19 protein-coding genes are annotated in these 23,773 nt (G+C 71.3%); 11 read left to right on the top strand and 8 right to left on the bottom strand.

What is annotated here, in order from left to right; genetic code table 11:
• Positions 1–63: 63 nt before the first annotated feature.
• From ACWCIA_RS01045 to ACWCIA_RS01070, 6 genes are read left to right on the top strand one after another with little or no spacing between them, the layout of a single operon-like run.
• Positions 64–1,374, top strand: a complete 1,311-nt coding sequence (locus tag ACWCIA_RS01045; RefSeq protein WP_454160119.1) for a hypothetical protein — start codon at positions 64–66, stop codon at positions 1,372–1,374.
• Entirely contained in the window at positions 1,371–1,925 is a 555-nt protein-coding gene (locus ACWCIA_RS01050; RefSeq protein WP_454160121.1) for a hypothetical protein, read from the top strand. Before ACWCIA_RS01045 ends, ACWCIA_RS01050 begins: the two co-directional genes overlap by 4 nt.
• Complete coding sequence (locus ACWCIA_RS01055; RefSeq protein WP_454160122.1) at positions 1,922–2,980, top strand: hypothetical protein; 1,059 nt, start codon at positions 1,922–1,924, stop codon at positions 2,978–2,980. Before ACWCIA_RS01050 ends, ACWCIA_RS01055 begins: the two co-directional genes overlap by 4 nt.
• A complete protein-coding gene (locus ACWCIA_RS01060; protein ID WP_454160124.1) occupies positions 2,977–3,978 on the top strand; it encodes a hypothetical protein in 1,002 nt (333 codons plus the stop codon). Before ACWCIA_RS01055 ends, ACWCIA_RS01060 begins: the two co-directional genes overlap by 4 nt.
• 56 nt (positions 3,979–4,034) lie before the next feature.
• A complete protein-coding gene (locus tag ACWCIA_RS01065) occupies positions 4,035–6,140 on the top strand; it encodes a hypothetical protein (protein WP_454160126.1) in 2,106 nt (701 codons plus the stop codon).
• Positions 6,141–6,150: 10 nt separating this feature from the next.
• Entirely contained in the window at positions 6,151–8,367 is a 2,217-nt protein-coding gene (locus ACWCIA_RS01070) for a bifunctional serine/threonine-protein kinase/formylglycine-generating enzyme family protein (RefSeq protein ID WP_454160128.1), read from the top strand.
• A gap of 240 nt (positions 8,368–8,607) precedes the next feature.
• Here ACWCIA_RS01070 and ACWCIA_RS01075 read toward each other — a convergent pair whose 3' ends face one another.
• Positions 8,608–10,137: an FHA domain-containing protein gene (locus tag ACWCIA_RS01075; RefSeq protein ID WP_454160130.1), complete on the bottom strand. Its 1,530-nt coding sequence runs from the start codon at positions 10,135–10,137 to the stop codon at positions 8,608–8,610.
• Between the two features lie 134 nt (positions 10,138–10,271).
• Positions 10,272–11,264, bottom strand: a complete 993-nt coding sequence (locus tag ACWCIA_RS01080; RefSeq protein ID WP_454160132.1) for a PP2C family protein-serine/threonine phosphatase — start codon at positions 11,262–11,264, stop codon at positions 10,272–10,274.
• Positions 11,265–11,326: 62 nt separating this feature from the next.
• Here ACWCIA_RS01080 and ACWCIA_RS01085 point away from each other — a divergent pair, with 62 nt between their 5' ends.
• Positions 11,327–11,785: a GNAT family N-acetyltransferase gene (locus ACWCIA_RS01085; protein WP_454160134.1), complete on the top strand. Its 459-nt coding sequence runs from the start codon at positions 11,327–11,329 to the stop codon at positions 11,783–11,785.
• 1 nt (position 11,786) lies between these two features.
• Here the strand turns inward: ACWCIA_RS01085 and ACWCIA_RS01090 are convergent, their stop codons facing one another.
• From ACWCIA_RS01090 to ACWCIA_RS01110, 5 genes are all read right to left on the bottom strand, one after another.
• Positions 11,787–12,230, bottom strand: coding sequence for an SH3 domain-containing protein (locus tag ACWCIA_RS01090; protein ID WP_454160136.1), 444 nt, complete (start codon positions 12,228–12,230; stop codon positions 11,787–11,789).
• A gap of 2 nt (positions 12,231–12,232) precedes the next feature.
• A complete protein-coding gene (locus tag ACWCIA_RS01095) occupies positions 12,233–13,789 on the bottom strand; it encodes a hypothetical protein (protein ID WP_454160138.1) in 1,557 nt (518 codons plus the stop codon).
• A 3-nt stretch (positions 13,790–13,792) separates the two neighbouring features.
• The gene (locus ACWCIA_RS01100; protein ID WP_454160139.1) at positions 13,793–16,129 is read right to left on the bottom strand and encodes an FtsW/RodA/SpoVE family cell cycle protein; all 2,337 of its coding nucleotides are present in this window, start codon (positions 16,127–16,129) and stop codon (positions 13,793–13,795) included.
• On the bottom strand, positions 16,129–17,100 hold the full coding sequence (locus tag ACWCIA_RS01105) for a protein kinase domain-containing protein (protein ID WP_454160141.1): 972 nt from the start codon (positions 17,098–17,100) through the stop codon (positions 16,129–16,131). Before ACWCIA_RS01105 ends, ACWCIA_RS01100 begins: the two co-directional genes overlap by 1 nt.
• A 111-nt stretch (positions 17,101–17,211) precedes the next feature.
• Positions 17,212–17,676: a glycine zipper domain-containing protein gene (locus ACWCIA_RS01110; RefSeq protein WP_454160143.1), complete on the bottom strand. Its 465-nt coding sequence runs from the start codon at positions 17,674–17,676 to the stop codon at positions 17,212–17,214.
• A 208-nt stretch (positions 17,677–17,884) separates the two neighbouring features.
• On the opposite strand from ACWCIA_RS01110, the gene ACWCIA_RS01115 reads away from it, so the two are divergent.
• The 3 genes from ACWCIA_RS01115 to ACWCIA_RS01125 all read left to right on the top strand — a co-directional run bounded on the left by ACWCIA_RS01115 (position 17,885) and on the right by ACWCIA_RS01125 (position 21,617).
• Positions 17,885–19,024: a metallophosphoesterase gene (locus ACWCIA_RS01115; RefSeq protein WP_454160145.1), complete on the top strand. Its 1,140-nt coding sequence runs from the start codon at positions 17,885–17,887 to the stop codon at positions 19,022–19,024.
• A 109-nt stretch (positions 19,025–19,133) separates the two neighbouring features.
• Positions 19,134–20,576: a M20/M25/M40 family metallo-hydrolase gene (locus tag ACWCIA_RS01120; RefSeq protein WP_454160147.1), complete on the top strand. Its 1,443-nt coding sequence runs from the start codon at positions 19,134–19,136 to the stop codon at positions 20,574–20,576.
• A 303-nt stretch (positions 20,577–20,879) separates the two neighbouring features.
• On the top strand, positions 20,880–21,617 hold the full coding sequence (locus tag ACWCIA_RS01125; protein WP_454160149.1) for a type 1 glutamine amidotransferase domain-containing protein: 738 nt from the start codon (positions 20,880–20,882) through the stop codon (positions 21,615–21,617).
• Positions 21,618–21,794: 177 nt separating this feature from the next.
• Here the strand turns inward: ACWCIA_RS01125 and ACWCIA_RS01130 are convergent, their stop codons facing one another.
• Entirely contained in the window at positions 21,795–22,154 is a 360-nt protein-coding gene (locus ACWCIA_RS01130) for a DUF1566 domain-containing protein (RefSeq protein ID WP_454160150.1), read from the bottom strand.
• 244 nt (positions 22,155–22,398) lie between these two features.
• On the opposite strand from ACWCIA_RS01130, the gene ACWCIA_RS01135 reads away from it, so the two are divergent.
• Positions 22,399–23,532 carry a right-handed parallel beta-helix repeat-containing protein gene (locus tag ACWCIA_RS01135; RefSeq protein WP_454160152.1) on the top strand — a complete coding sequence of 378 codons (1,134 nt, stop codon included), beginning with the start codon at positions 22,399–22,401 and terminating at the stop codon, positions 23,530–23,532.
• The last annotated feature ends 241 nt before the right edge of the window (positions 23,533–23,773 follow it).

The raw sequence follows: 23,773 nt of genomic DNA on the forward strand, positions 1-23,773 counted from the left end.
TGTGTGGCATGATTTACAAAATCCGTTATCCAGCGGATATGCCAGCACATCGAAGAGGAAGGTATGCGACTGCCGGGAACCCGGTATCAGGAACCTGGATGGGAAGGGGTGCGCAAGCTGCTGGGCAGCTGCTCGCTGGCCGTGTTTGGCCGCTGCGAGCCATCGACGCTGCTCGAGCCGGTGCCGTGCGAGGATGCGCTGGCGCTGTACGTCGACGCCCTGGCCGAGGCGCTGCACGCGGCAATCCGCAGTGCGCGCGCCCAGGCGCCGGGCAACAGCTATGGCGACTCCACCGGCGAACTGGCCCTGACGCTCGTCTATGAACTGGCAGCGCGGCCCGGCGACTGGGAGGCCTTCCGCACCGCGCTGGCCAACGAGCACACGCGTGCGCCCGGTTTCTGGCGCCGGCCGGGCGGCGAAGCGCTGCTGCGCAAGAAGGTGAACGACATGTTCGCCGTCCTGCGCGACAAGGTCGACGCCGACAACTACCGGGCCGCCTGCGGCCGCCCGTGCAGCGCGAACCGCATCTATGCCTACCGCATGCTCGACACGGCCTACGGCGAGATCGCGCGCCTGTTCGCCGGCTGGCGCGAGCACGCTGCGCAGGTCGCGGCCATCCTCGGCCGCCCGTTCGGGGACGCGCTGCCGATCGAGGTGCGCCAGCTGCGCTCCATCGCCGATTGCCGCCCCGAGTGGATCCTGCGCTGGAGCGCGACCCTCGAGCGCTTCGCCGGCTCGCCCGGTCCCTTGCACACGCGCTCGAAGCGCTTCGACAGCCTGAAGGACAATCCGGTCAGGATCGGCGAGATGCTGGCCGAGATCGGCGAATACGAAGCCCTGTCGAGCAACCGCGACGGCGACTGGCTGCACGAGCGCGAGGCGGCCGGCGCCTGGCTGGAAGACTACTGGCGCGTGCTGGACGAGTCTGAAGGGACCAGTACGCCAGGGCCGGACCAGATCCTGGAAGCGGCCGAGGACGCGCTGGACGCATTCGAACCCGGCGAGGACGCGTCCCCGGCCCCGGTGGCGGAAGACGACCCGCTCGACACTGTGCGGGCCCAGTCGGTTTCACTTCCCCCCGGCTTTATGGGAGTGGCGCGCGCGGCCGAGGATGCGGGCAGCTGGAGCGCGCGGCTGCTGGCGGCCGAATCGCTGCCGGTGCGCCTGGCGGTCTATTTGAAGCTGCTCGGCGGCGTCGACGACAGCTATCCGGACGCCTGGCGCGACCCGGCTACCAATGCCTTGCCAACGATGGCGCAGCTGGCGGCGCTGGACGCGGTCTCGCTGCCGACGCTGCGCAAGCGGCGCGACGCCGCCATCGTCAAGCTGCAAAGCGCGGCTTTATGCAGCACCACGAATGGGAGGATAAAGTGACTAGGACGAGCGATATCGACCGCAAGCTGCAGGAAAGCCTGCTGCTGGCGCGGCGCGTGGAGGGCGACCGCCTGGTGCTGGCCGACGGCGTGCTGCTGGCGGCCCTGGACGGCAGCCGTCCCCTGACGGCCGGCGAGCGCGCGGCCCTGCAGGCGTCGCCGCTGACGGCGCGCCGCCTGCGCACGCTGGCGCTCGAGCGGCGCGCGGCCGCCAACGATGCCTGGACCGGCAGCGCCGGCATGCTGCGCGCGGCCGACAGTGGAGGGCCGCTGGAGGCCCTCGCCACCGACGACGGCTACTGGCGCCTGCATTTCTTGGGCGCGGGCGCGGCACGCCGGGTGATCCTGCAATTGCTGCCGCAGGCCCCGTTCGCGGCGCGCCTGCTGCGCGTGACCGCGTCCGTGACTGTGCTCGATGGTGCGGGAACCGAGGTGCTGGCGGGCCGGCTCGACCTCGACGGCGAATGCGAAGCGGCGTGGCCCTTCGCTGAGGCTCCTGCGGCGCACTTCCAGCGCCACGGCGCGCGCTTCACGGTGCGCCCCACGCCATGATGCTCGAGCTGTTCAGGCGCATCGCGGGCGCGCCGCCCTTCGACCCCGACGGGCTCGGGACGCAGGTCCTCGCGCGCCCGATCGGCGCCGGCTGCCTGCTGCCCGCCGGGACCTTCGGCGTGGTCGTCGACGGCGCCGGCCACACGCGCCGGGTGAGTGCGGGCGGGCGCATGGTGCTGGCCGGCGGCGACCTGGCCTGGTGCTTCCATCCGGGACCCTACGGCTGCGACCTGCTGCCCTTCGCAGCCGCGCCCGAGATCGGCCTGCGCGTGCACTTCGCCGTCGACAGCCCGGACCCGCGTGTGACCCAGCAGCGCTTCGACCTCTACCTTGCCAGCGAAGGCGCCGCTGAACTGAGCCTGGCCGGTTTCGCCGCGCAGATGGAAGCGGCCCTGCAGCGCGAGCTGGCGCAGGGCAACCTGGAGCTGCCGCCCTGTACCACGCTCGACGAGTGGAACGCCTTCCGTGGCGGCTTCAACCAGCTGATGTACACGCGCTTCGGCGTCACCATCGACGATTGCGTGCCGGTCGACCTGGCCGGTACGCGCGACTACGCGCGCGAACTGCGGGCGCGGGTGGAGGCAGTACCGGAAGTCCAGGTTGCGGCACAGCCGGAAAGCCTGCCGGCCGCCTTCGATCCGGCGACGGCGGACGCGCGCGCGCTGCGCCGCCTCTTCCTCGAACTGCCCTGCCTGATGTGCCGCGTGCGCCTGGCCGCGCTGCCGCACGGGCAAGGATTGTTCCGCCGCCAGCAGGAGCTGCTGGCCCGGCTCGACCTGCTCAGCCTCGCGGCGGGCACCATGCCGGCCCTGGCGCTGGCGGCGCCCGGACAGCCGCTGGGCGCAGGCCAGCAAGCGCGGCGCGCACGCCACAGCCTGCGCGCGCAGGCGGCGCTGGACGAGGCCTGGGCCCTGCTGGCCCGCCTCGAATGCGCGGACGAGGGGGACGACGGGGTGCTGGCGGCCCTGCTGGACGAAGCTGAGCGCATCGTCGCCAACCTCGAACAGGCGATGGACGGACGCAAGCAGGTGGCGCCACCGGGAGACGAGGCATGAACGCGAAGCGCCCGGACACCGTGACCGTGTGCAGCCTGCTCGCGGACGGCAGCAGCGTGACGGTCACGGCCACGCGGCGCGCGCGCGACGGGCGCGCCGAGGTCAAATGCAGCGCGCCCGGCATCCCCGCTCTGGCTGCGCGCATGGCGCAGGTGGCACGGCTGGCGCGCCACACCGAGGCGCGCCACGACAGCCGCGACCAGGTCGTGATCAGCCTGGACCGGGCGCCGGGCCCGCAGGAGCGCGACTGGGAACTGGCCGTGGTGCTGGCCGACCGCATGGTGCGCGGCGTGCTGCCGGCGCGCGCGGGCCTGGTCGCCAACGGCTGGTCGGGTGCCTGGGAGCGTGGCCGGATCGAAGGCCACGACCTGCGCGCGGCGCCCGCCGGCACGCTGCTGGGCGGCCCGGGCCATCTGCACCACCTCGGCGCATTGGCGGGCCAGCCCGACGTGGCGGCCTCGGTGGCCAGCGCGCGCGCCTGGTTCCCGTTGCACAGCGGCGGTGTCCACGACAGTCTCGGCTGGGTCGAAGTCAGCGTCTTTCCGCTGGATGCCAGTGACGATGAGGACATGGTTGCCGCCCCCGGCCTCGACGGCGCGCGCCAGGCGGCGCTGCGCCAGGCGCTGGCGGGGGCGCGCCATTTCGACGGCCAGGCCGGCTCGCGCTGGCGCACGACGGTGCGCTTCGGCGTCGACGGCTTCCACGGCAATTCCTACGAGCTGGCCCTGGTCCTGGCCGACCGCATCGCGCGCGGCCGCGAATTCATCCCGCGCGGGCGCATCATCGCCAGCGGCTGTTCAACGGCCTGGCATGCGGGCCAGGTGGAGGCGGTCGAAGGCTTGGGCCCGAAGTGCGCACTGATCGAACGCGAGGCGCAGGCGGGCGACCGCGTGCTGCTGCCGCGGGCATGGGAAACCGGGCTGCCGGCCGGTTTCGCGGATCGGTTGAGGCGCAAAGGCGCGAGCGTCGCCTGCGTGGACAGGATCGGGATCATTTAATCGCCGGGCCGCTAGAATCGTTTGGCAGTCGGCAGAGTTACCACAGGAGTCGGATCATGTTCCAGATGTTCGGTTTTGGCGGCACCCGGTGCCCGCGCTGCGAGCACAAGAATGCGGGCGGCGCGGGCTATTGCACGGCCTGCGGCATCACGCTGGGCGCGCCGCGCAATGCGCCGGTGCTGGTCGACAACCGCTGGGTCGCCGGGCCCGACGAGCTGGCCGTGTTCTTCGGCGTGCAGGCGCTCTCCGGCCTGTTCGTCAAGACGCTGCGGGTGCCGGCCACCGCCCGCGCTTATATCCTGCAGGGCGGGGACGCGACCGAAGTGCCGCAGGGCGAGTACGAGATCGAGGGCTTCTTCGGGCGCCTTAACCACCTGCTGCGCGATGGCCATGCCGAGATCCTGATCACACGCACCGGCGCGCTGCCGGTCGAATTCGCCTTCGACGACCTGGAGACCAGCGAGCACCTGGTGGTCTCCAGCCGCTTCACGGTCAGCCTGCGCATCGAGAACGTGCCCGCCTTTGCGCGCCATTTCATGACCATGCCCGGCACGATCGCAAGCGCCCAGCTGCGCGAACTGCTGACTCCCGCGCTGCGCCAGCTGGCCGCCGAATTCGTCGGCGCCCGCTCGCTGCGCGACATGGCCGGCAACGCCGACCTGCGCGCCCAGTTCGACGAGCGCCTGCAGGGTGGCCTGCGCCTGCTGCTGGCCGGGTATGGCCTGGGCGTGGCCGGGGTCGAGACGCTGGCGCTGCGGCACGACAAATTCGACGCCAACCGCGCCCGCATCGGCACCCTGTGGCTGGCCGCCGACGAGCGCCGGGTGCGCATGGAGCACGCGCGCCAGCTCGAAGAACTGTATGACGAAGGCGAATGGCACCGCATCGAGCGCGAGGCCCAGGCCGCGCGCCTGCGCCTGCGCCGCCTCGGGCAGCGCCAGGACGAGGCCCTCGAGCGCGCCGAGCTGACGCTGGCGAACGGCGAACGGGCGCAGGCGGTGCGCGCACGCGAGCTCGACCTGTATGCGCGGGTGGCCGAGTCGCAGTCGCGGCGCGAGGCGGTGGCGCGCGGCGCCGGCGAGATCCTGGCAGAACTGGAACACGAACTGGCCCAGAAGCGCGGCCAGCGGGCGGGCAAGCAGGCCGAGTGGGCGCACCTGCAGGCGATGGCGCAGATCCGCATGCGCGGCGCCCTCGAAGTGGCCCAGCAGGAAGCCCTGCAGGCGCGCCGGATGGCGCAGCAGCGCTTCGCCCAGCAGCTGCTGGTTCAGCAGATCCGCAACAAGGTCGAGCAGGCATCGGTCATCGAGGATGCGTCGACCCGGCGCGCCGAACTGGCCCGCCTGCGTGCGGACGAAACAGCGGCGGCGGAACGCGCCCGCGCCCTCGACGAGGAGGAGCACAAGGCGCAGTACGAGCTGGTGGTGCTGGCCAATGCCGCGCGCCGCCGCGCCGCCGAGCGCGAAGCCGAGTGGGACGAACAGCAGGCGCAGGCGCGCCTGCGCGCTTCGCTGCAGGCCGCCGACCTGGAACTGGAAGGGGGGAAGCAGCAGCTCCAGGCCCTGCGCCGCGAAGGCGGGCGCCAGGACGCCATCGCCCAGCACGAAAAGCTGCTGCGCACGCTGGACGCCGAGCACCGCCAGGCGCGCCAGGAGAAAGAAGTGGCGCTGCTGGCGGAAGAGCGCCGCGCCGCCGCGCGCCGTGCCGAGCAGGAGGCGGCCTGGCAGCACCAGCTGGAACTGGCCCGCTTCGAGATCCGGCGCGCCGAAGCGCTCGACGCTTTGGACGACACGACGAAGCTGGCGGTGGCCGCCGCGCCCAATGCCGCCATCCTGTCGGACTACCTCAAGACCCGGGTGCACGCGGGGATGGACGCCGGCCAGCTCGGCGCGCTGGCGGGCGTGGTCGCGAGCGGCGGCGGCATCGATGCCTTCGAGGCGGCCCGCCTGGCCCAGGAGGCGGCCGAGCGCGAACGCCAGCGCCGTGACCTCGAGGTCGACAAGGACCGGCGCCACCAGCTCGACCTGCTCGGCTTGCAGAACGACGTCAACAAGGCCGCTCTGAACGCGCAGGCGCAGGCCGTACGGTCTTGCCATCAAGGCCATCCGGTCGACGCCCAGGACCGCTTCTGCGGCGCCTGCGGCGCGGCCTTGCAGGCCTGAGCGGGGCCCGATGCAGACTGCCATCGACAAGATCCGCGAGCTGCGCGCGCTGCACCAGGACGGCCTGCTGAGCGAGCAGGAGTTCGAGCAGCGCCGGAACGCGATCCTCGATGCCGCGCATGCGCCGCCGGCAGTGGTCTCTTCGGTCACTGCGCGTGGCACCGAACTCGGGCTGATGCAGGGCCAGCACGTCGGTCCATCCAACCGCCGCTACCGGCTCGAGCGCCTGATCGCGCCCGGCGGCATGGGGCAGGTGTGGCAGGCGACCGACCTCGCGACCCACGCGGAGCTGGGCCACAGCGCCCAGGTGGCGCTGAAGATCCTGTCGCCCGAGCTCACCGAGAACGGCAGCCACGCGAAACTGCTGGTGCAGGAAGCCACGCGCGCGCGGCGCCTGGCGCACGAGCACATTGTGCGGGTCTACGACTGGGCCCAGGACCCGGCCACGTCCAGCTATTTCGTCATCATGGAGTGCCTAGAGGGCGAGGACCTCGACAGCCTGCTGGCGAGGGAGGGGGCGCTGCCGGCGGCGCGCGTGCTGGCGCTGCTGGCGCCGGTCGCCGCGGCCCTCGACTATGCCTGGGACAAGCACCGCCTGGTCCACCGCGACATCAAGCCGGCCAACGTGTTCGTCACTGCGCGCGGCGAGGTCAAGCTGCTCGACTTCGGCATCGCGGCGCGGGTGCGCGGCGGCGCTCCGTCCGCGCTGGAGGCGCCGGCGCGGTCCGGCACCCGCGGCTACCGCGCGCCGGAAGCCGGTGCGCCGGACAGCATGCCGGCGCGCAGCCTGGACGTGTATGCGGTGGCGGCGATGGTGCACCAGATGCTGTCCGGCGTGCCGCCCACGGCCGAAGGCGCGTTCGCGCGGCCGGAGGGGTTGGCCGACGGGCAGTGGGAGGCGCTGCAAGCGGGGCTGGCGCATGATCCCGCGGCCCGGCCGGAGAGCGTGTCGGCGCTGCTGGCGCGCCTTGCGCCCGCGCCCCTCGCGGACGAGGACAAGCCGGCGGATGCGGCCGCGCAAGCCCCTGAACCGGCGCCGGCCGGCGAGGACCGGCAGGCCAGCATTGAGGCGGCAGCAGCGGCAGCGGCCCGCGCCGCTGCGGTCCGCCTGCGCCGCGAGCAGGAAAAGCGCGAGCGCCAGGCCGGGGATGCGGCGCGCCGCCTGCGCCGCGAAGCCCTGCGCGAACAGCTGGCCGCGCGCCGCGCCGAGGAATTGGCAAAGGCGCAGGAAGCCCATGAGCAGGCGCAGCGCAAGGCGCAGCAGGCCAGGGCGGCTGCGGCCTACCTCGCCGAGCAGGAGCGCGCCCGTGCCCAGCCGGCGGCGGTTCCCCTCGAGCCTGCGCCGGCGGTGGCCGCCGGTGCGCCGGCCATCGAACCCACCCTCCTGCGCGACCGGTTCCTGGACGGCGCCGGTGCAGGCCCCGAACTGGTCGTGCTCAAGGCCGGCCGCTTCCAGATGGGTTCACCCGAGCACGAGCGGAAGATCGCGATGGCGGCCGGCGCCCAGAAGAACTGGCTGGCGCGCGAAACCCCGCAGCACTGGGTCGGCATCGGGCGTCCCTTCGCGCTCGGGCGCTATCCGGTCACGGTGGGCGAATGGCGCCTGTTCGCCGAGGCCACGGGCTGGCAGCCCGGCGGCGAGGTCGACTGGGCCGCGCCCGGCTTCGCGCAGGACGACACCCATCCGGTGGTCGGCGTGTCCTGGGGCGACGCCCAGCTGTACCTGGACTGGCTGTCCGCGCGCACCGGCGCGCGCTACCGGCTGCCGAGCGAGGCCGAGTGGGAATACGCCTGCCGCGCCGGCACCAGGACGGCCTTCAGCTTTGGCGACGGCATCGACACCAGCCTGGCCAACTACGACGGCAACTTCAGCTGGAACGGCGGCCCCCACGGCGACTACCGGCGCGGCACGACCCCGGTCAGCCGGTTCCCGCCCAATCCCTGGGGCCTGCACGACATGCACGGCAACGTCTGGGAGTGGGTGCAGGACCGCATGCACGACAGCTACGAGGGCGCGCCCTGCGACGGCAGCGCCTGGGAGGACGTCGAACAGCGCGGAGGCGACCGCGCGCGCCGCATCCTGCGCGGCGGCTGCTGGCTGTACAACCCGCGCTACCTGCGCTCGGCCCTGCGCAATGCGTTTTCGGCGGTGATGTCGAACGACATCGTCGGTTTTCGCGTGGCGCGCGGGCTGCCCGCCGGCGAGGATGGAACCGACATTTCCTGAGTGCGATTTCCCCGCGATAGGGTGTGGAAACCTGCCCGCGGCAGGAGTAGGCTGAAGCCTTTCAAACGGTCTTTTTACCGAACACGAAAGGACGCGCCATGAAACTCCCTGAAGAGCTGCGCATTCCCGCGATCGTTTTCGGGCTGCAAGCGGCGCTGCTTGCGGGATGCTCGCTGATTTTCTTCCTGATGAGCCGCTGACACGCCACAGGGCGCGCCGGCGGAGACGCTACTGCGCGTGCTACTCCGCGGCTGCGCTCAGCCCGCCTGCGACTCTGCGCCGCGCTGCGGCCGAGGCGCCGCGCAGTTCCGGATAAGGCCGGGTGGCGAAACGCAGTACGCGGGGCCAGCCTGCGGGCGCTGCGAACTGGCTCGCCGGCGCCAGCGGGCGCGCTTCGAACCCGGCGCCGTCGCGCTGCCAGAAGCCGCCGTCCCGATGGAACAGCAGCGGCAGTCCAGGCGCGCTCATGCCCGCGCCCGGATCGTGTTCGGGATTGAGCAGGCAGAAGGCTTCGTGCGTCATGCCGGCATCCACCCGGTACAGCACCAGGCCATTCGGCAGGACGGGCCCTACCTCGAGCACGGCGACGCCCGGGATGCTGGCCGTCAGTTCCAGGCGCATGCCGCTGCACAGGGGCACCGGCGCATGCTTGCCGGGCCAGGCACCGTCGACCAGCAACCCATAGCGCGACACGTCCTCGATCTCGAAGCCCTCGCGCGCGCGGCGGATCACGGCGTGGCGCGCCGAGATGCGGCGCGTCAGGCCCTCAAGCGTCGGGCCGTTGTCGCGGTGGTGCATCAGCAGCAGCTCGGCCTCGGCCCCGGCGCCGGGCTCGTAGCGGCCGAGCACCCACTCGTCGAGGGCGAACAGGCGCAGGTGGCGGACCTGCCGCGACTGGCCGTGCGGCGCGCCGGCTTCGCTCGCGTCCTGGGTATCGAACACGAGGCAGGCCGTGCTGGCCGGGCAGGGATGTTGCGGCGCCCGTACGGGCGGCAGGTCGAGCGCACGGCGTTCTGGCTGAATGCGTGGCTGAACGGGCAGCTGAATGCGCGGCTGGTCGAGCTCCAGCAGGTCTTCATCCCAGGCGATGCTGGCAAAGCCGAGGTCGATCTTGCCGGGGCTGCCATCGAGGTCGAGGTGGGCGATGCCCGCATTGTCGGCCTTGACGTCGATGTCGAGGCTGCCGCCGCCGACCTGGGCGCGCACCCGCGCGATCGAGGCGTCGGTGGCGCTCACGCGCACGTTCTTGTGGGTGGCGAGGAAGGTACTGTGGATCTCGTGCAGGCTGGCGTCTGGACGGGGTGCGAGGATGGCCAGTGTGGCGATCCAGGTCCGCGCGCCTCCGTTGTCCGGCTGCCCCTGGAGTTCGATGTCGATGCGGTACTGGCCGTGCTCCAGCCCGCGCGAAGAAAATTCGAGGAAGACCGGCAGCCAGTCGCCGCGCACGGTGCGCGTGAAGCACAGGCGCTCGCCGCCATCGAGGCGCAGGCGCGAACTGGCCAGCAGTGCGAGTTCGGGAGGACAGTCGGCCGGCATGCCGCGCACCTCGAGCTTGAGCAGCTGGCGCCCGCCGGCGGCGCGCGGGTCGAAGCCGCTCACGTGCAGATGGGGACGCCGGGAGGGCGGGCCACTTGGGGTGGCCGAGGCGTCGGCCGCAGCCGGAGCCGGGACCGCCGCAGCCGGCTGGACGTGGCCGTGCGCGCAGGCCGGATCCCCTGGCATCACCCAGACGGTGCAGTGCGGATGATCGGGATGGCTGCAACGCTTCATGAAATGGCTGAGCTCGTGGGCTGACCTCGTGGACCGGTCAAGCTTACGCGGATTCGCCCAGCCGTGGCGCGCACTAGTTGTTATTGGAGCACAGTATTTCCTGCTGTAAATCAATCCCCGATTCAGCCGCGCATTCAGCAAATTTGCGGCAGCGCCGTCTCCTCGCGCCCGCCGCCGCGCAGGCGCAGCGCCACCGCGGTCAGGTTGTCCGGCTGCAAGCCCTCGGGCGGGCCGTTCTCCATCGCGCCGAACAGGGCCGCGATGGCGTCAGGCGCGCTTTTGTCCGCCAGCAGTTGCGGCCAGCGCCGGACGAAGGCGGCAGGATCGGCGCAGGACCAGAAACCGTCGGTGGCCAGCAGGTAGAGGGCGTCGGCGCGCAAGGCGAGGGCGCGGCGGTCGGGCAGGGCGCGCAGCCAGGTCGGCAGGATCGCGGGCGTGAGCGGGAACAGCGCGTCGTCGAGGCGGCCCGGGTCCGCAAAGGTGTTCCCGAGGATGAATGCCTGGGCGATCTGCGGCCCGTGGCGCCCATGCACCTGGCGCCGCCAGGCGTCTTCCTCGATCAGCCCGGCGGTGGCCAGCACGGTGGCGGGTACATGGTCGATGGTCAGCGGCGCCGCGCCGCCGTGGGTGACTTCGTACAGGCGCGAGTCGCCGGCATGCCAGAGCAGGGCGCCGCCGGCATCCCAGGCAGGCAGTTCCAGCAGGGTCAGCGTGGTGCCCGGGCGCGCCACGCTGTCGTCCATGCCGTCGAAGCGCCGCTGGAGTTCGCCGTGCAGGCGCTCCAGGTGGGTGCTCAGGGCGTCGACCTCGTCGCAGGCGGGAATCGCGAGCAGGCCGGCGGCCGCGGCCTCGGCCGCCTCGCGCCCGTGGCCGTGCCCGCCCATGCCGTCGAGGACGGCAAGGCGCACGTGGCCCGGCGGCCAGCCGGGGACGCTCGCCGTGCGCGGCAGGCCGTCGACCAGGAAGACGGCACGGCCGGCGGCGTCGATCGCCAGGAGGTTGTCCTGGTTTTCGGGGCGCGTCAGGGGGCCGGCGCCGACCGCGCTGTGCGCCGCCACGTCCAGCCAGGGGCCGAAATGCAGGTGTTCGAGCATGCCGTCGAAGATCTTGTTCAGGGCTTTCATCATATGGTAGCTTGACGTTTTGGCAAAGCCTGCTTCAGTGATCCCGAATTCGTCCCGAGACGCCCATGCTGATACGCCCCTGTGAAGACGCCGACCTGCCCGCCATGGCGCGCCTCTTGCGCGCCAGCGCCCTCGAGTACATCGTGCACGAGTCGCCGCCGGAAGGGGCCTGCACCTTCCTGCGCGAGAACGACGAAACGGGCCTGCGCGGGTATGTCCAGGCCGGCCATGTCTACCACGTTGCGCTCGACGGCGGCGAGCTCGCGGGTTTCGTCGCGATCCGCAACAACGACCACGTCTTCCACCTGTTCGTGGACCGGCGCTGGCACCGGCAGGGACTGGCGCGCCGGCTGTGGGAGGCTGCACGCCTGGCTGCCATCCGTCGCGGTGCGGGCGGCAGCTTCACGGTGAACGCGTCGAACCATGCGGTGGCGGTGTACGAGGCCTTCGGCTTCGAGCGCACCGCGCCCACGCAATGCGTGAAGGGCCTGTACTTCAACCCGATGCGCTACACCCCGCGTTAAATCACCGCCGTTCATCCGCGCGCCGCAGCCACAGGCTGCTGGCCCAGCCTTCGAAGCGTTCGCCATCGAGCGTCGCCTGCACCTGCCACCAGTCGCCCTCGCGTACGCCGGTCGCCGTCACGACCGAACCGGCCGGCAGCACGGCCACGCGCTGCGCGCCGACGCCCTTCGACGCGCGCAGGTTGAGCGCGTCGGCGACCCGGTAGCTGCGGCCAGGCAGCGGGGTTTCCCAACCCGATGCGCGCGCCACGGCCGGCGCCTCGGGCTGCGGCTTTGCAATCCACCACAAGGCGCCGCCGATCGCGCAGGTGCCCAGCACCAGCACGGCGAGGGCGCGCGCATTCGGGCGGCGCCACCAGGCGGCCGGCGTCAGGCGCGCGGCGAAGGTCAGCGTCGCCAGCAGCGCCGCTCCCAGGCAGGCCAAGGGCAGAAGCGCGGCCGGCATGCTCACGCCTCGACGCGCAGCACGTAATGCCCGGCGACGATGTGGTGCCCGTTCGGCACCAGGCAGGGCGCATCCTCGGCTGCCTCGATCGCCGCCACGAAGCCGAGCTGCTCGTCGAGGTGGTACAGGGCTTGCGTGGACGAGCCTCGGCTGACGCGGTAGCCGTCCGGCGTCGCTTCGAAACTGAAGGCATTGCGCGAGAGCCCGAGGCGGTCGGCGCCCCCAAGGTCGACCCCATCGGCCCCGCGCAGGCAGCGGGCGGCATCGAGCACGCGCAGGCCGGCCAGCGCGGGTGCGGCGCGCCCGAAAGCGATCCGGGCGCCGGCCAGCACCGGCAGGCTTGGCGCCTGGGGCAGGCAGACGATCGCGCTGTAGCGCTCGGCCATCGGCGCGGCCGGGGCCAGCACGCGCAGGTCGACGCCGTCGAGCGGGGCGAACCGGCTCGGCACGGCAATGCGCTGGCGGCCGTCGCGGGTCACCGCATGCACCTGGTCCGCTTCGTCGCTTGCAAAGCCGATCAGGGAGTCGGCGTCGAGGGCGCCGACCGCCAGGTCGCGTCCGATGCCGAATTCGACGATGGCCGCGCCGGTGTCGCGGTAGCGGCTCAGGCGCGGCAGGGCGATCGCAGCGAGCGTGACGCGCTGGCGGGCGACCGGGGCGTAGGTGGCGTCGAGTTGGGGCGGGGCGGCGTCGAGTGGGGCGCGGGCGCGGGCCAGCGCCGGCACCGCGGTGAGCTCGGCATCGTCCGGCATGCGCTCGCGCGTCTTCCAGACGGCCGGCGCCCGTGGCGCGGAGGTGGCCGCCTTCGCCGGCGCCGCCGCCATGTTCGCCGCAATCTTCAGGAACAGGCGCGCACCACCCGCGGCATCAGGCTCTCCCTCGCGCCGCCGCGCGCGGACCGTGTAGTAGCCGCCGGCGGCGTCGAAGCTGCATTCGAAGGCGTCTTTCGGCCGCACCTGCACTTCAAGCGCCGTCTCGGGTCCGTCGTTGATGAGGAGGATGGCCGCCTCCAGCGCGAAGGGCCAGCCCGGCACGGCATAGGTGGCGCTCGCGGCGTCGCGGCCGAGCACCGTCAGGCGCTGGTTCGGGTAGACCGGGCAGACCGGCTGCCAGATCGCGCTGTCGCGCGACACGCTCACCGTGTACTGCACCTGTTCGCCCGGCGCCGGCAGGTAGACGGCATGCCCGAACTTCACCTCCACGTGGCCCGGTTCCAGGTGTTCGGAGCCGAGCACGTGGTAGCGCACGTCGTCGCTGCCGAGCAGGTCGCCGAAGTCCTTCTGGTGCAGCGCCTGCAGGGTCTGCGCCAGGTCGCGCACGCGCGCGCCGCGCGTCAGGTGGCGGTCGTCGTCGACCTCGTCCTGGGGCAGCACCAGGGTCACGTGGGAAAAGCACCGTGTCACGGCGCTGCCGCGCTGCTCGCGGGGCGCTCGTTCTAACAGGTCGCGCAGCAGCGGGCGGCGGTTGAACAGGGCCAGGCCCGGCGCCTGCCAGAGGGCCTCGGCATTGAACACGTCGCTGACGCGGTTCAAGGTTTCGTGTTGGACGTAGACCGGCATGATTCAATTCTCCTCGATGGTATGTGCGGCGGCGGCTGCGGCTGCGGGAGCGCCCGCGGCAGCAAACGCTAGCAGGGGGAAGATGAAAAACAGGAGGTGCGAGCCGCCCGCCGACAGGAAGCTCATCGGCTGTCCCATGATCGGGAAGAAGGCGAGGTTGGTGCCCCAGGACAGCAGGAAGTGGCCGAACAGGAAAGCGGCGCCGCCGCACAGCACGAAGCAGCGGAAGCGCCCGCGCCAGGCGTGGCGGAAGTCGCGTGCCAGTGCGCCGCCCCGCCAGGCGCGCAGCGCCGCATGCAGCAGCGTCCACAGGAACAGCGCCTGCAGCGTCCAGAGCAGCAGGGCCGCCGCCAGGCCGTGCCGCTGCAGCAGGAAGGCGGGGGCGAAATCGTCCTGCACCGCCGGAATCGCGAGCGCCTCGACAGCGCCCTGGCCCAGGGCCGCGAGGCCGAAGATGCCGTCCGCTCCGAACCAGCCGCCGCTGCCGATCGCCGCCGCCCCCAGCAGCAGCTGGGCGCCCGTGTGCGGGTGCGCCGCCGGGTCGAGCCAGACGGCGAAGCGCTCGCCGTAGAAGCGCCAGCCGTTGCTGTCTTCCAGTCCGGCCGCGCGCAGCGTTGCCAGGCCCGCGAGGCAAGCGCAGGCCAGTGCCGCCACCGCCAGCCCGGGCCCCATGCGGCGCGCGGCGCAGGACCAGGCCAGCAGCATGGCCGCGCCCCAGACCAGCAGCAGGATCAGGGGCGAGTAATCGTCCACCTGGACCAGCGCCACGCCCAGCAGGACGACGAACAGCAGCGCCGGCGCGGCCAGGCGCAGCCAGCGCAGCAGGGCTGCTCCGGGGCCGTCCCGGCCGGCGCGCTTGCCCAGGCCGAGTGCGATGCAATGGGCGGCCAGCACCGTCAGCGCCAGCTTGGCGAATTCGACGGGCTGCATGTCGAACACGCCGGTCTCGTTGCCCCAGCCGACCTGCACCAGCAGGGCGGCGACGGCGCAGGCGGCCAGCAGCAGCAGGAGCGCCTCGATCCGGCTCTGCGTCATCGGCGCCGCGCGGGCAGCATGGCGCACCGCGGTGGAGGCGCCGGCGACGCCCATCCCGAGCGCGGCGGCGGCTGCCGTTTTCTGGAAGTGGCGCAGCCAGGAAGTGTCCGGCGCGCCCAGTCCGAGCTCCAGCTGGAGCAGGAGGCCCGCCGCCAGCAGCAGCACGCCGACGGTGACGGCGGCGTTGGCAGCGCGCCAGGCGAGGCCGTAGTACAGGGCCGCCCAGCACAGCAGCATCGACCAGCCGACGCCGGGCGAATTGCCGGCGCGCTGGGCCAGCAGCAGCGCCAGGCCGGCTACGGCCAGCGCGACGCCGGCGCTCAGGCGTGCAGCGTCGGGAAGGGGGAATGTTCTGCCCGCACGCGCAAGGCCGCCGGCCAGGGCGCCCGCGGCCAGCGCGGCAATGAGGAAGGCTGGCGCGCCGGCCGGCCAGGCCCACGGGTCGCGCCGCTCCCATTCCCAGCGCACGCCCTCGGGCAGCGCGGCCCGCGGCTCGGTAGCGAGGGCGACGCGGCTGAGCGGGTGCAGGCGCAAGCCGCCCTCGTGGCGGCTCACCCCCATGCGCGTGCGGCCGACCGTGACGGCCTCGACGCCTTCGAGCGCCTGTTCGGCCAGCGCGAGCTCGAAGGGGATGCCGCCTTGCTCGACGAGGAGCGGCGTGCGGGCGGCGCCGGCCGCCGCGGTCAGCATGGGAACCCCGTCGGCGATGCGCAGGACGGCGCTGCCCGGCGCCGCGTCCGGATTGCCGACCCGGGCGCCGCAGCTGAGGTTGCCGCCGAAACTGAGCGGCCGTTCGATCGCCAGCAGCGCGGGCAGCCAGCGGTTCCAGATGCCCGCCAGGCGCGCGCCCGGTCCGTCTCCCGGGCAGGCGGGAAGCGGCGCGCCGTCGCGCCAGGCGACGGCGCCGTCGTAGCGCCACAGCTGCCTGCCGTCGTCGAGGCGCACGCCGGCCTCTCCGGCGGCTTCGACGGTGTAATGGAGGGCGCCGAGCTGGAAGCGCGTGCCCGGCTGGAGGACGAGCGTAGCGCTGCGCACCGTGCTGCCGGCGCGCTCGAAGCGCAACGCGCCGGCGCCCGTGCCGCCCGCCCACCAGCCGCCTTGCTCATCGCGGCGCAGGCGCAGGCGGACGTCGGCGCCGGGCGCGGCCAGCGCGGCACCCTCCAGTTCGATGGCGGCGCCCGGTGCGAGCCGGATATCAATGTGCTTCGGCAGGTGGGCCGGCGGGCTGCGCAGCAGGGCAAGCGCCTGCAGGGCGCACAGCAGGAACAGGAGGACGAGGACGCCCAGGCGTGCCGCGGCGCGCATTAGGCGGCCCTCCTGCAGTCCTCGATGCCCGCCTGGGCGGCCCCGATCAGGCGGCTGATCTCCAGCGCGTGGCGCGGCCGGTCTTCGCGGCGGCTGGCCACCAGGGCGCGCAGCAGCACCAGGGCGGCGCGCGGGTCGGCCGCGTCGTCGGCGGCGCAGGCGAGGAAGTGCGCGGCCTCGGCCTCGAGCAAGACCGGCGGCAGGGCGCCGCCGCAGTCGCTGCGCAGGCGGGCAGGGGCCTCGTTCCCATGGGCGCGCCAGGCGTCGAGGCAGGCCGTCGAATAGCGCAGCGTGCGTCCGTTCGTCACCAGCCAGAAAAAGACTGCGCCGAGCGCGAAGTAGTCGGTGCGGGCATCGGTCAGGTAGCCCCCGGGCGCGGCGGGGAAGAACTGTTCGGGCGCCTGCCAGCTGGCGGTGCCGGCATACGAGTGGGCGCCGGCGTCGACCAGCGCCCGGTTGGTGCCGAAGTCCGCCAGCTTCAGGGTGCCGCTCCCCTTGTCGAGCAGGAGGTTGCCAGGTTTGAGGTCGAGGTAGCGCCAGCCATGCTGGTGGACTTTGGCGAGTGCGGCGTTGACCTGGCCCAGCCAGGCCAGCGACTGGGCCAGCCCGATGCGCCCGCCGCCGGCGCTGTGGGCGGCCATGTGGGCGGCGAGGTCGCCGTCGAGCAGTTCCAGGGCCATGGCCGGCAGGCCCTCGTGGACGCCGTGGTCGAGCAGGCGCACGATGTGGCGCGCGTCCCATGGCGCCAGCGCCGACAGGAAAGCGATTTCGCCTGCGGCGCAGGCGCGCCAGCGCTCGCGCAGGGCCGGCTCGGCGCGCGCCATCTGTTCCTGGTTGACCAGCTTGATCGCGACGGCCCCGACGCCGTCGCGCTGCGCCTGCCAGACCACGCCGTAGGCGGAGGCGGCCATCCGTTCGCGCAGCCGGTAATGCCCGCCCGCCAGTGTCACGATGTCGCCGCTCTGGACCATGCTTCCCCCGGTAATGCGGCAAGGGCGCCGCTGCCGGGATCTAGCGGAGGGAGGTGGAAAATAAAAAAGCCGCGTCGGGCGACGCGGCTTTCAGGGAACTGCAGGGGCAGATTAACGGCGGTAGCCGTCGTGGTAGTAGCCCGGATGACCGTGGTCGCGGTAGCCGCGGTCACGATAGCCGCGGTCGTAGTCGCGGTGACGGTGGTGGCGTGGCGCCACGTACACGACGTCCGGCTGGCGGTAGTAGCGCGGCGCTTCGTAGTAGACCGGGCGCGGCTGGACATACACCGGACGCGGCTGGACGTAGACCTGGGTCTGGGCGTAACCGCGGTTATCGTAATAACCGCGATTGTTGTAATAGCCGCGGTCGTTGTGGTGGCCGCCGATCGAGTTGCCGACTGCCGCGCCGAGCACGCCGCCGACGACTGCGCCGCCGCTACCGCCTGCACTGTGGCCGATTGCTGCGCCGAGCACCGCGCCGACCGCCGTATTGACGCCGCGGTCGCCAGCGAATGCCGAGGGCGAGACGGCAACGGCGGCCAGGATCACCGCACCAAAGCATTTTTTGTTCAACATGGCTCTTCCTTTTTTGCCTCAACGGGGATCGGGATGATCGCTGTGACGCCGGGGCATGAGTACACTATAGCGAAGGCCGCCACGGCATTCATCAGCTAATACAGATTATTACAAGTGGTACTGGGCCTGTAACAATCGGCGGTTGCCCTTGCAGACCGCCGTGGCCGCCCCATCTTGTTTCGGGTGACCTTTCCCACCCTGGATCTCCATGTCGGCCAGCCGTAAGCTCTTCGTCGTCCTCGCCCTGCACGTCCTGCTGCATGTTTATTTGGGCGTGCGCCTGTTGCCCGACATCGGCATGGGCCGCCCGGTCCTGCTGGCCTTGACCGTCGTGCTGCTGCTCTCCACGCTGCTGCTGGTGCCGGTCGGGCTGATGTCCTCCTCCCTGCGCCGGCGCCGCTGGTCCGAACAGCTGGGCTGGATGGGCCTGCTGGCCATGGGCCTGTTTTCCTCCTTATTCGTGCTGACCTTCCTGCGCGACATCGTCCTGCTGCTGGCCTGGATCGGCGGGCTCGGGAGTGCCGACGTGACGGGTTGGAGCGCCGTCGCCGTGCCGCTGCTGGCGCTGGTGGTGAGCTTCGTCGGTTTCGTCAACGCACGCCGGGTGGCGCGCGTGGTGAAGGTGGACGTGCCGATCGCCGGCCTGCCCGAGGCCCTGCACGGCTATTCGATCGCCCAGATTTCCGACATCCACGTCGGCCCCACGATCAAGCGCGCCTACCTGAACGCCATCGTCAACCGCGTCAACGCGCTGCAGGCCGATGCGATCGCCGTGACCGGCGACCTGGTCGACGGCAGCGTGCAGCGCCTGGCCCTGCATACCGAGCCGCTTGCGCGCCTGAGTGCGCCGGACGGCGCCTTTTTCGTGACCGGCAACCACGAGTACTATTCGGGCGCCGAGGAATGGATTGCCGAGGTGCGGCGCCTGGGCCTGACCGTGCTGCTCAACGGGCACGTGCTGCGCCGGCGCGGCGACGCGTCGCTGGTGATTGCCGGCGTGGCCGATTATTCGGCCCACCATTTCAATCCGTCCCACCGCAGCGACCCGCAGGCCGCGCTCGCCGGGGCGCCGCGCGACGCGGCCGTCAAGGTGCTGCTGGCGCACCAGCCGCGCAGCGCCACGGCGGCGGCCCGGGCCGGCTTCGACCTGCAACTGTCGGGCCATACCCACGGCGGCCAGTTCTTCCCCTGGAATTTGTTCGTGCCCTTGCAGCAGCCTTTCGTGGCGGGGCTGCACCGGGTGGAGCGGCTGTGGGTTTATACCAGCCGCGGCACGGGCTACTGGGGGCCGCCGAAGCGCTTCGGGGCGCCGTCGGAGATCACTTTAGTACGCTTGGTGCCTGCCTAAGGCCTTTGTTTGCGTCGCGACGGGATGGCGTCACCGGAGTGTAAAGACAGCCAAACGTTGCCGAATGCGCTATCGTTCTCTTTCTCGAAACCATCGAAGGACAGAACGCATGAACCGCCTCCGCTCATTCGCCCACGCGCACGCCCTCGGCCTGGCCGTGGCCTCGCTCTTCATCGGCAGCGTCCAGGCCGCCAGCCCCGGCAACGACCCGGCCGCGCTGGCGAAGATCCGCGACACCGCCATGGCGAGCGACTACGCCTGGGAGCGCATGGCGGACATGACCGACCTGATCGGCCCGCGCCTGTCCGGTTCGGCCGGCGCCGCCGCGGCGGTGACGCAGGTGGCGGAGGCGATGCGCAAGCTGGGCGCGAAAGTCACGCTGCAGCCGGTCAAGGTGCCGCACTGGGTGCGCGGCCTGGAAACCGGCGAACTGGTCGAGTACCGGGGCCGCCCGGCCGGCATCAGCCAGCGCGTGGTCCTGACCGCCCTCGGCGGCTCGGGCGCCACACCGGCCGAGGGGCTCAGCGCGCAGGTGGTCGTGGTCTCCAGTTTCGACGAACTCAAGGCGCGCGCGAACGAGGTGAAAGGGCGCATCGTGCTGTTCGACGTGCCTTTCGACCAGGGCATGGCCGAGCGCGGACTGGCCGGCCAGGCTTATGGCCAGGGGTCGAACTACCGCTCCAACGGTCCGCGCATGGCGGCCGAGCTGGGCGCGGCGGCGGCCCTGGTGCGCTCGGTCGGCGGCGCCAACTACCGCCTGCCGCATACCGGCAATACCGGCCTGCAGGACGGCGCGCGCATCCCGGCCGCGGCCGTGTCGGTCGAGGACGCGATGCTGATGCGCCGCCTGGCCAAGCGCGGCCCGCTCACCATGCGCCTGGTGCTGACGCCGCAAAACCTGCCCGACGCCGACAGCTTCAACGTGATCGCCGACTGGCCGGGCACCGACAAGGCCGGCGAAGTGGTGATCGTCTCCGGCCACCTCGACTCCTGGGACCTGGCCACCGGCGCCCACGACGACGCCTCGGGCGTGGCCAGCGCCATGGCCGTGTTCGACACCCTGAAAAAGCTCGACTACCGCCCGCGCCGCACGATCCGCATGATCGCCTGGATGAACGAGGAAAACGGCACCCGCGGCGCGCGCACCTACCTGGCGGCGAACGAGGCGAATGCCGCCAGTCACATCGGCGCGATCGAGAGCGACAACGGCGCCGGACGCCCGTTCGGCCTGCGCGCCAGCGTGCCGGCGACCTCGAGCCGCCTGTTCGCGCCCCTGCAGGCGGCGCTGCACCCGATCGGCGCCGGCCTGTTCCGGCGCGAGGATGCGCTCTCGACCGGCGACCTGTCCGGCCTCGAGCGCGCCGGCGTGCCGAGTTTCGCGCCGCTGCTCGACACCTCGACCTATTTCGACTACCACCATACCGCGGCCGACACGCTCGACAAGGTCGACCCGGAGAACCTGCGCCGCCACGTGGCGGTGATGACGGCGACCGCCTGGTTCCTGGCCAATGTCGAGGAGCCGATCGGGCGCGCGAACGTGCCGGCGCGCTGATCCGGGGGAGGGCGGGTCCGAGGCGCGGGCCTGCCGCGGTGGCGCAGTGCCGGTGGATTCGGCGCTGTCCCTCGCTGCCCCGCAGCGGCTGTCATGGGCCGTCGTGCAGCGGCCTGTGCGGGGCTCTCATCGTAGGCAATGTCGCCGTGCCCCGCAGCTTCGCCACCTTTTCGCCACGCTTTCGCCTTGCCGGCCGCGGCGCCGGGACGCCACGTGAACCGTACGCGGCCTCCCTGCCTGTTTCGGTAGACTTCCTGCTCACATCGCTCAAGGGAGGACACCATGGCAGGACGCGGGAAACTGATGGGACAACGCATCGCCGTACTGGCGGCGGACGGCTTCGAGAAGGTGGAATTGACGGCGCCGGTGGCGGCGCTGCGCATGGCGGGCGCGCAGGTGGACATCATCTCGCTGCGCTCGGGCAAGATTCGCGGGATGAACATGCACATGCCGGCCGACCTGATCCCGGTCGACTTCACGGTCGACGAGGTCAGCGCGCGCGACTACGACGGCCTCCTGATTCCGGGCGGCTTCATGAATCCCGACCTGCTGCGCCAGTCCTCGGAGGTCCGCGACTTCGTGCGCGCCTTCGACCTGCTCGACAAGCCGATCGCCACCCTGTGCCACGGCCCCTGGGTACTGGCCTCGAGCGGACTGCTCTCGGGCCGCACGCTGACTTCCTGGCCGGGCGTGCGCGACGACATGGTGCACGCCGGCGCCACCTGGCTCGACCAAGAAGTGGTGCGCGACGGTAACCTCGTCACCAGCCGCGGCCCGCAGGACATGGTGCCCTTCGTGCGCGAGATGGTCGCCCTGTACGCGGGCGAAGCCGGCAGCCGCGGCGCGCAACGCCGGCGCCACTCGGACCCGCAACGCGAAAGCCCGGCCGCCGCCACGCGCGCGGCGGTGCGCTGGATGCCGCGCCCGTCGATCGGCACCGTGGTCGGCCTGGCGCTGCTCGGCGTCGGCGTCATGGCCGCCAACCGCGGCCGGGAAGGCAGCAGCATGTCGCCGGCGCAGGCGCGTTCGGCATCGATGTAAGCAAGCGCGGCCCCGGTGTGTCCGGGGCCGCACCTCTTCGGTGACGGGTGCCGGCGGCAGTCGCCCGCGTGGCGGCGGCGTGTCCTATACGCTGCCGGTTGGCCCAACGCCGGTGCAGAATCTCGAGCGCAACCCGTCGCCCCGGAATCTCGGGCGCGAACCCAGCCGCCAGTCAGCTCACTCGATCGGCACGCGCCTGACCGCCCGCGCATGACCGCGGAATGGCCGGCCGTACACCGTCTGGATGCCGCTGGCGAAATTCTCGCCCCATACCAGCTGCGCCCGTGTCTCGTGCGGCTCGGACGACCAGTACCATTCGCGCACGAACTGCTCGCGCAGGTTGGCAAACAACAGTGACAGCTCACGCCGGTTGGGCAGCTCGCCGCCCTGGGTGGCGGCCCAGTCGAGCGCGCCGGGCCAGCTGACGTCGGCGGCGTCGCCGGGCAGCAGGATCAGGTGGTGGTCGGGTGCACCGTCCTTGCCGAGGATGATGCCAGCGTAGTGCTCGCCTTCTTTCAGCGTTTCTCGTAGTTGCATATAAATGCCCATCGGGGTCTCCGCGCAGAGATTGCGTTATTTGGTCACACGGTAAGACACCGGCCTCGGCACCTTAGTTGCCACTTCAAACACGATATAGATCAGAACGCTGTTCGATTTCAAAGGAATAAATGTTTTATTTCTTTGTTACTCGAAGAAAATTTTTCTGCGAAAAGATTGAACTAAGGAAGTTTCCTGCCCTCAAAGGTTACGTATTCACTTTTTACGCCAGGAAATTTTCCCCATGAAAAAGCAAGCCTTCGCACTCCGTACCGCCGCCGTCCTGTTCGCCGCCTTCGCCGCAAGCGCCAACGCCGCCGTGCCAGTCACCCCATACAACTACTACGTTTCGCCGACCGGCTCCGACGCCGCCGCCGGTACCAAGGCTGCCCCGTTCAAGACCCTGGCCCGCGCCGCCAAGGCCGCAACCCGCGCCGGCACCACCGTCTTCGTTGCGCCTGGCACCTATGCCGGCGGCTTCAAGACCACCGCCAGCGGCACCGCGGCTTCGCGTATCTACTGGGTGTCGACCACGAAGTGGGGCGCCAAGATCGTCCCACCTGCAAGCTCGACCAACAAGACCGCCTGGGACAACCGCGGCAACTACGTCAGCATCATCGGCTTCGATGTCGACGGCTCCAAGCTCGGTTCGGGCACCAAGTGGACGCTCGGCATCTACACCGGCGGTTCGTACAACGTCATCGAAGGCAACCGCGTGCACCACATGGCCAACACCATCGCCTGCTCCAGCGCCGGCGGCTCGGCCATCGGCGTCGACAGCTACTATCGTGGCGTGATGACGGACGTCATCGGCAACGTCGTGCACGACATCGGCCCGGCCGGCTGCACCTATGTGCAGGGCATCTACGTCAGCACCTCGGGCACGATCAAGAACAACGTGGTCTACCGCGTCGGCTCGGCAGCGATCCACCTGTGGCACGATGCGACGAACGTGAAGATCATCAACAACACGGTGAGCTCCTCGGTCTTCGGCATCATCGTCGGCGGCGGCGACTTCTACTTCACGACCGCAGGTGCGAACAACGTCCACGTGCACAACAACATCGTGTACGACAACAAGTACGGCATCTCGGAGCAGGGCAAGACCGGCACCGCGAACACCTACAAGAACAACCTCGTCTTCAAGAACACGACCTACAACTGGCAGCTGCGCAATGGCCTGACCCACACCGGCACCATTACCTCGGACCCGCTGCTGGCCGGCTACTCGCGTACCGCCGCCTTCCCCAACTTCAAGCCGAGCACCAGCTCGCCCGTGATCGGCCGCGGTCTCTCGACCTACGCTCCGGCGACCGACATCGACGGCCGTCCACGTAACGCGACGGTCGGCTTCGACATGGGCGCCTACCAGCACTAAGCAGTACTAAGCAGCACTGAGCAGCACTGAGCCACGCCGGGCCCCGCCCGGTCGGGTTTTCCTTTCCAACCCGCGCAGCCGCAAGGCGCGCGGGTTTTTTTGCGTTCGGCCATCGCATTCGATCCACCGTCCAGCTACCGCTGGGGCGCGCAAGGCGGCTGGCGCGGTGACATCGAGCCAGAAGGACTTGCGAGGTGGAGCCTGTCCGTCGTGCCGTGTTGCCGCCTCGGACTGACGCGGC

Source organism: Massilia sp. SYSU DXS3249 (genome assembly GCF_053668055.1).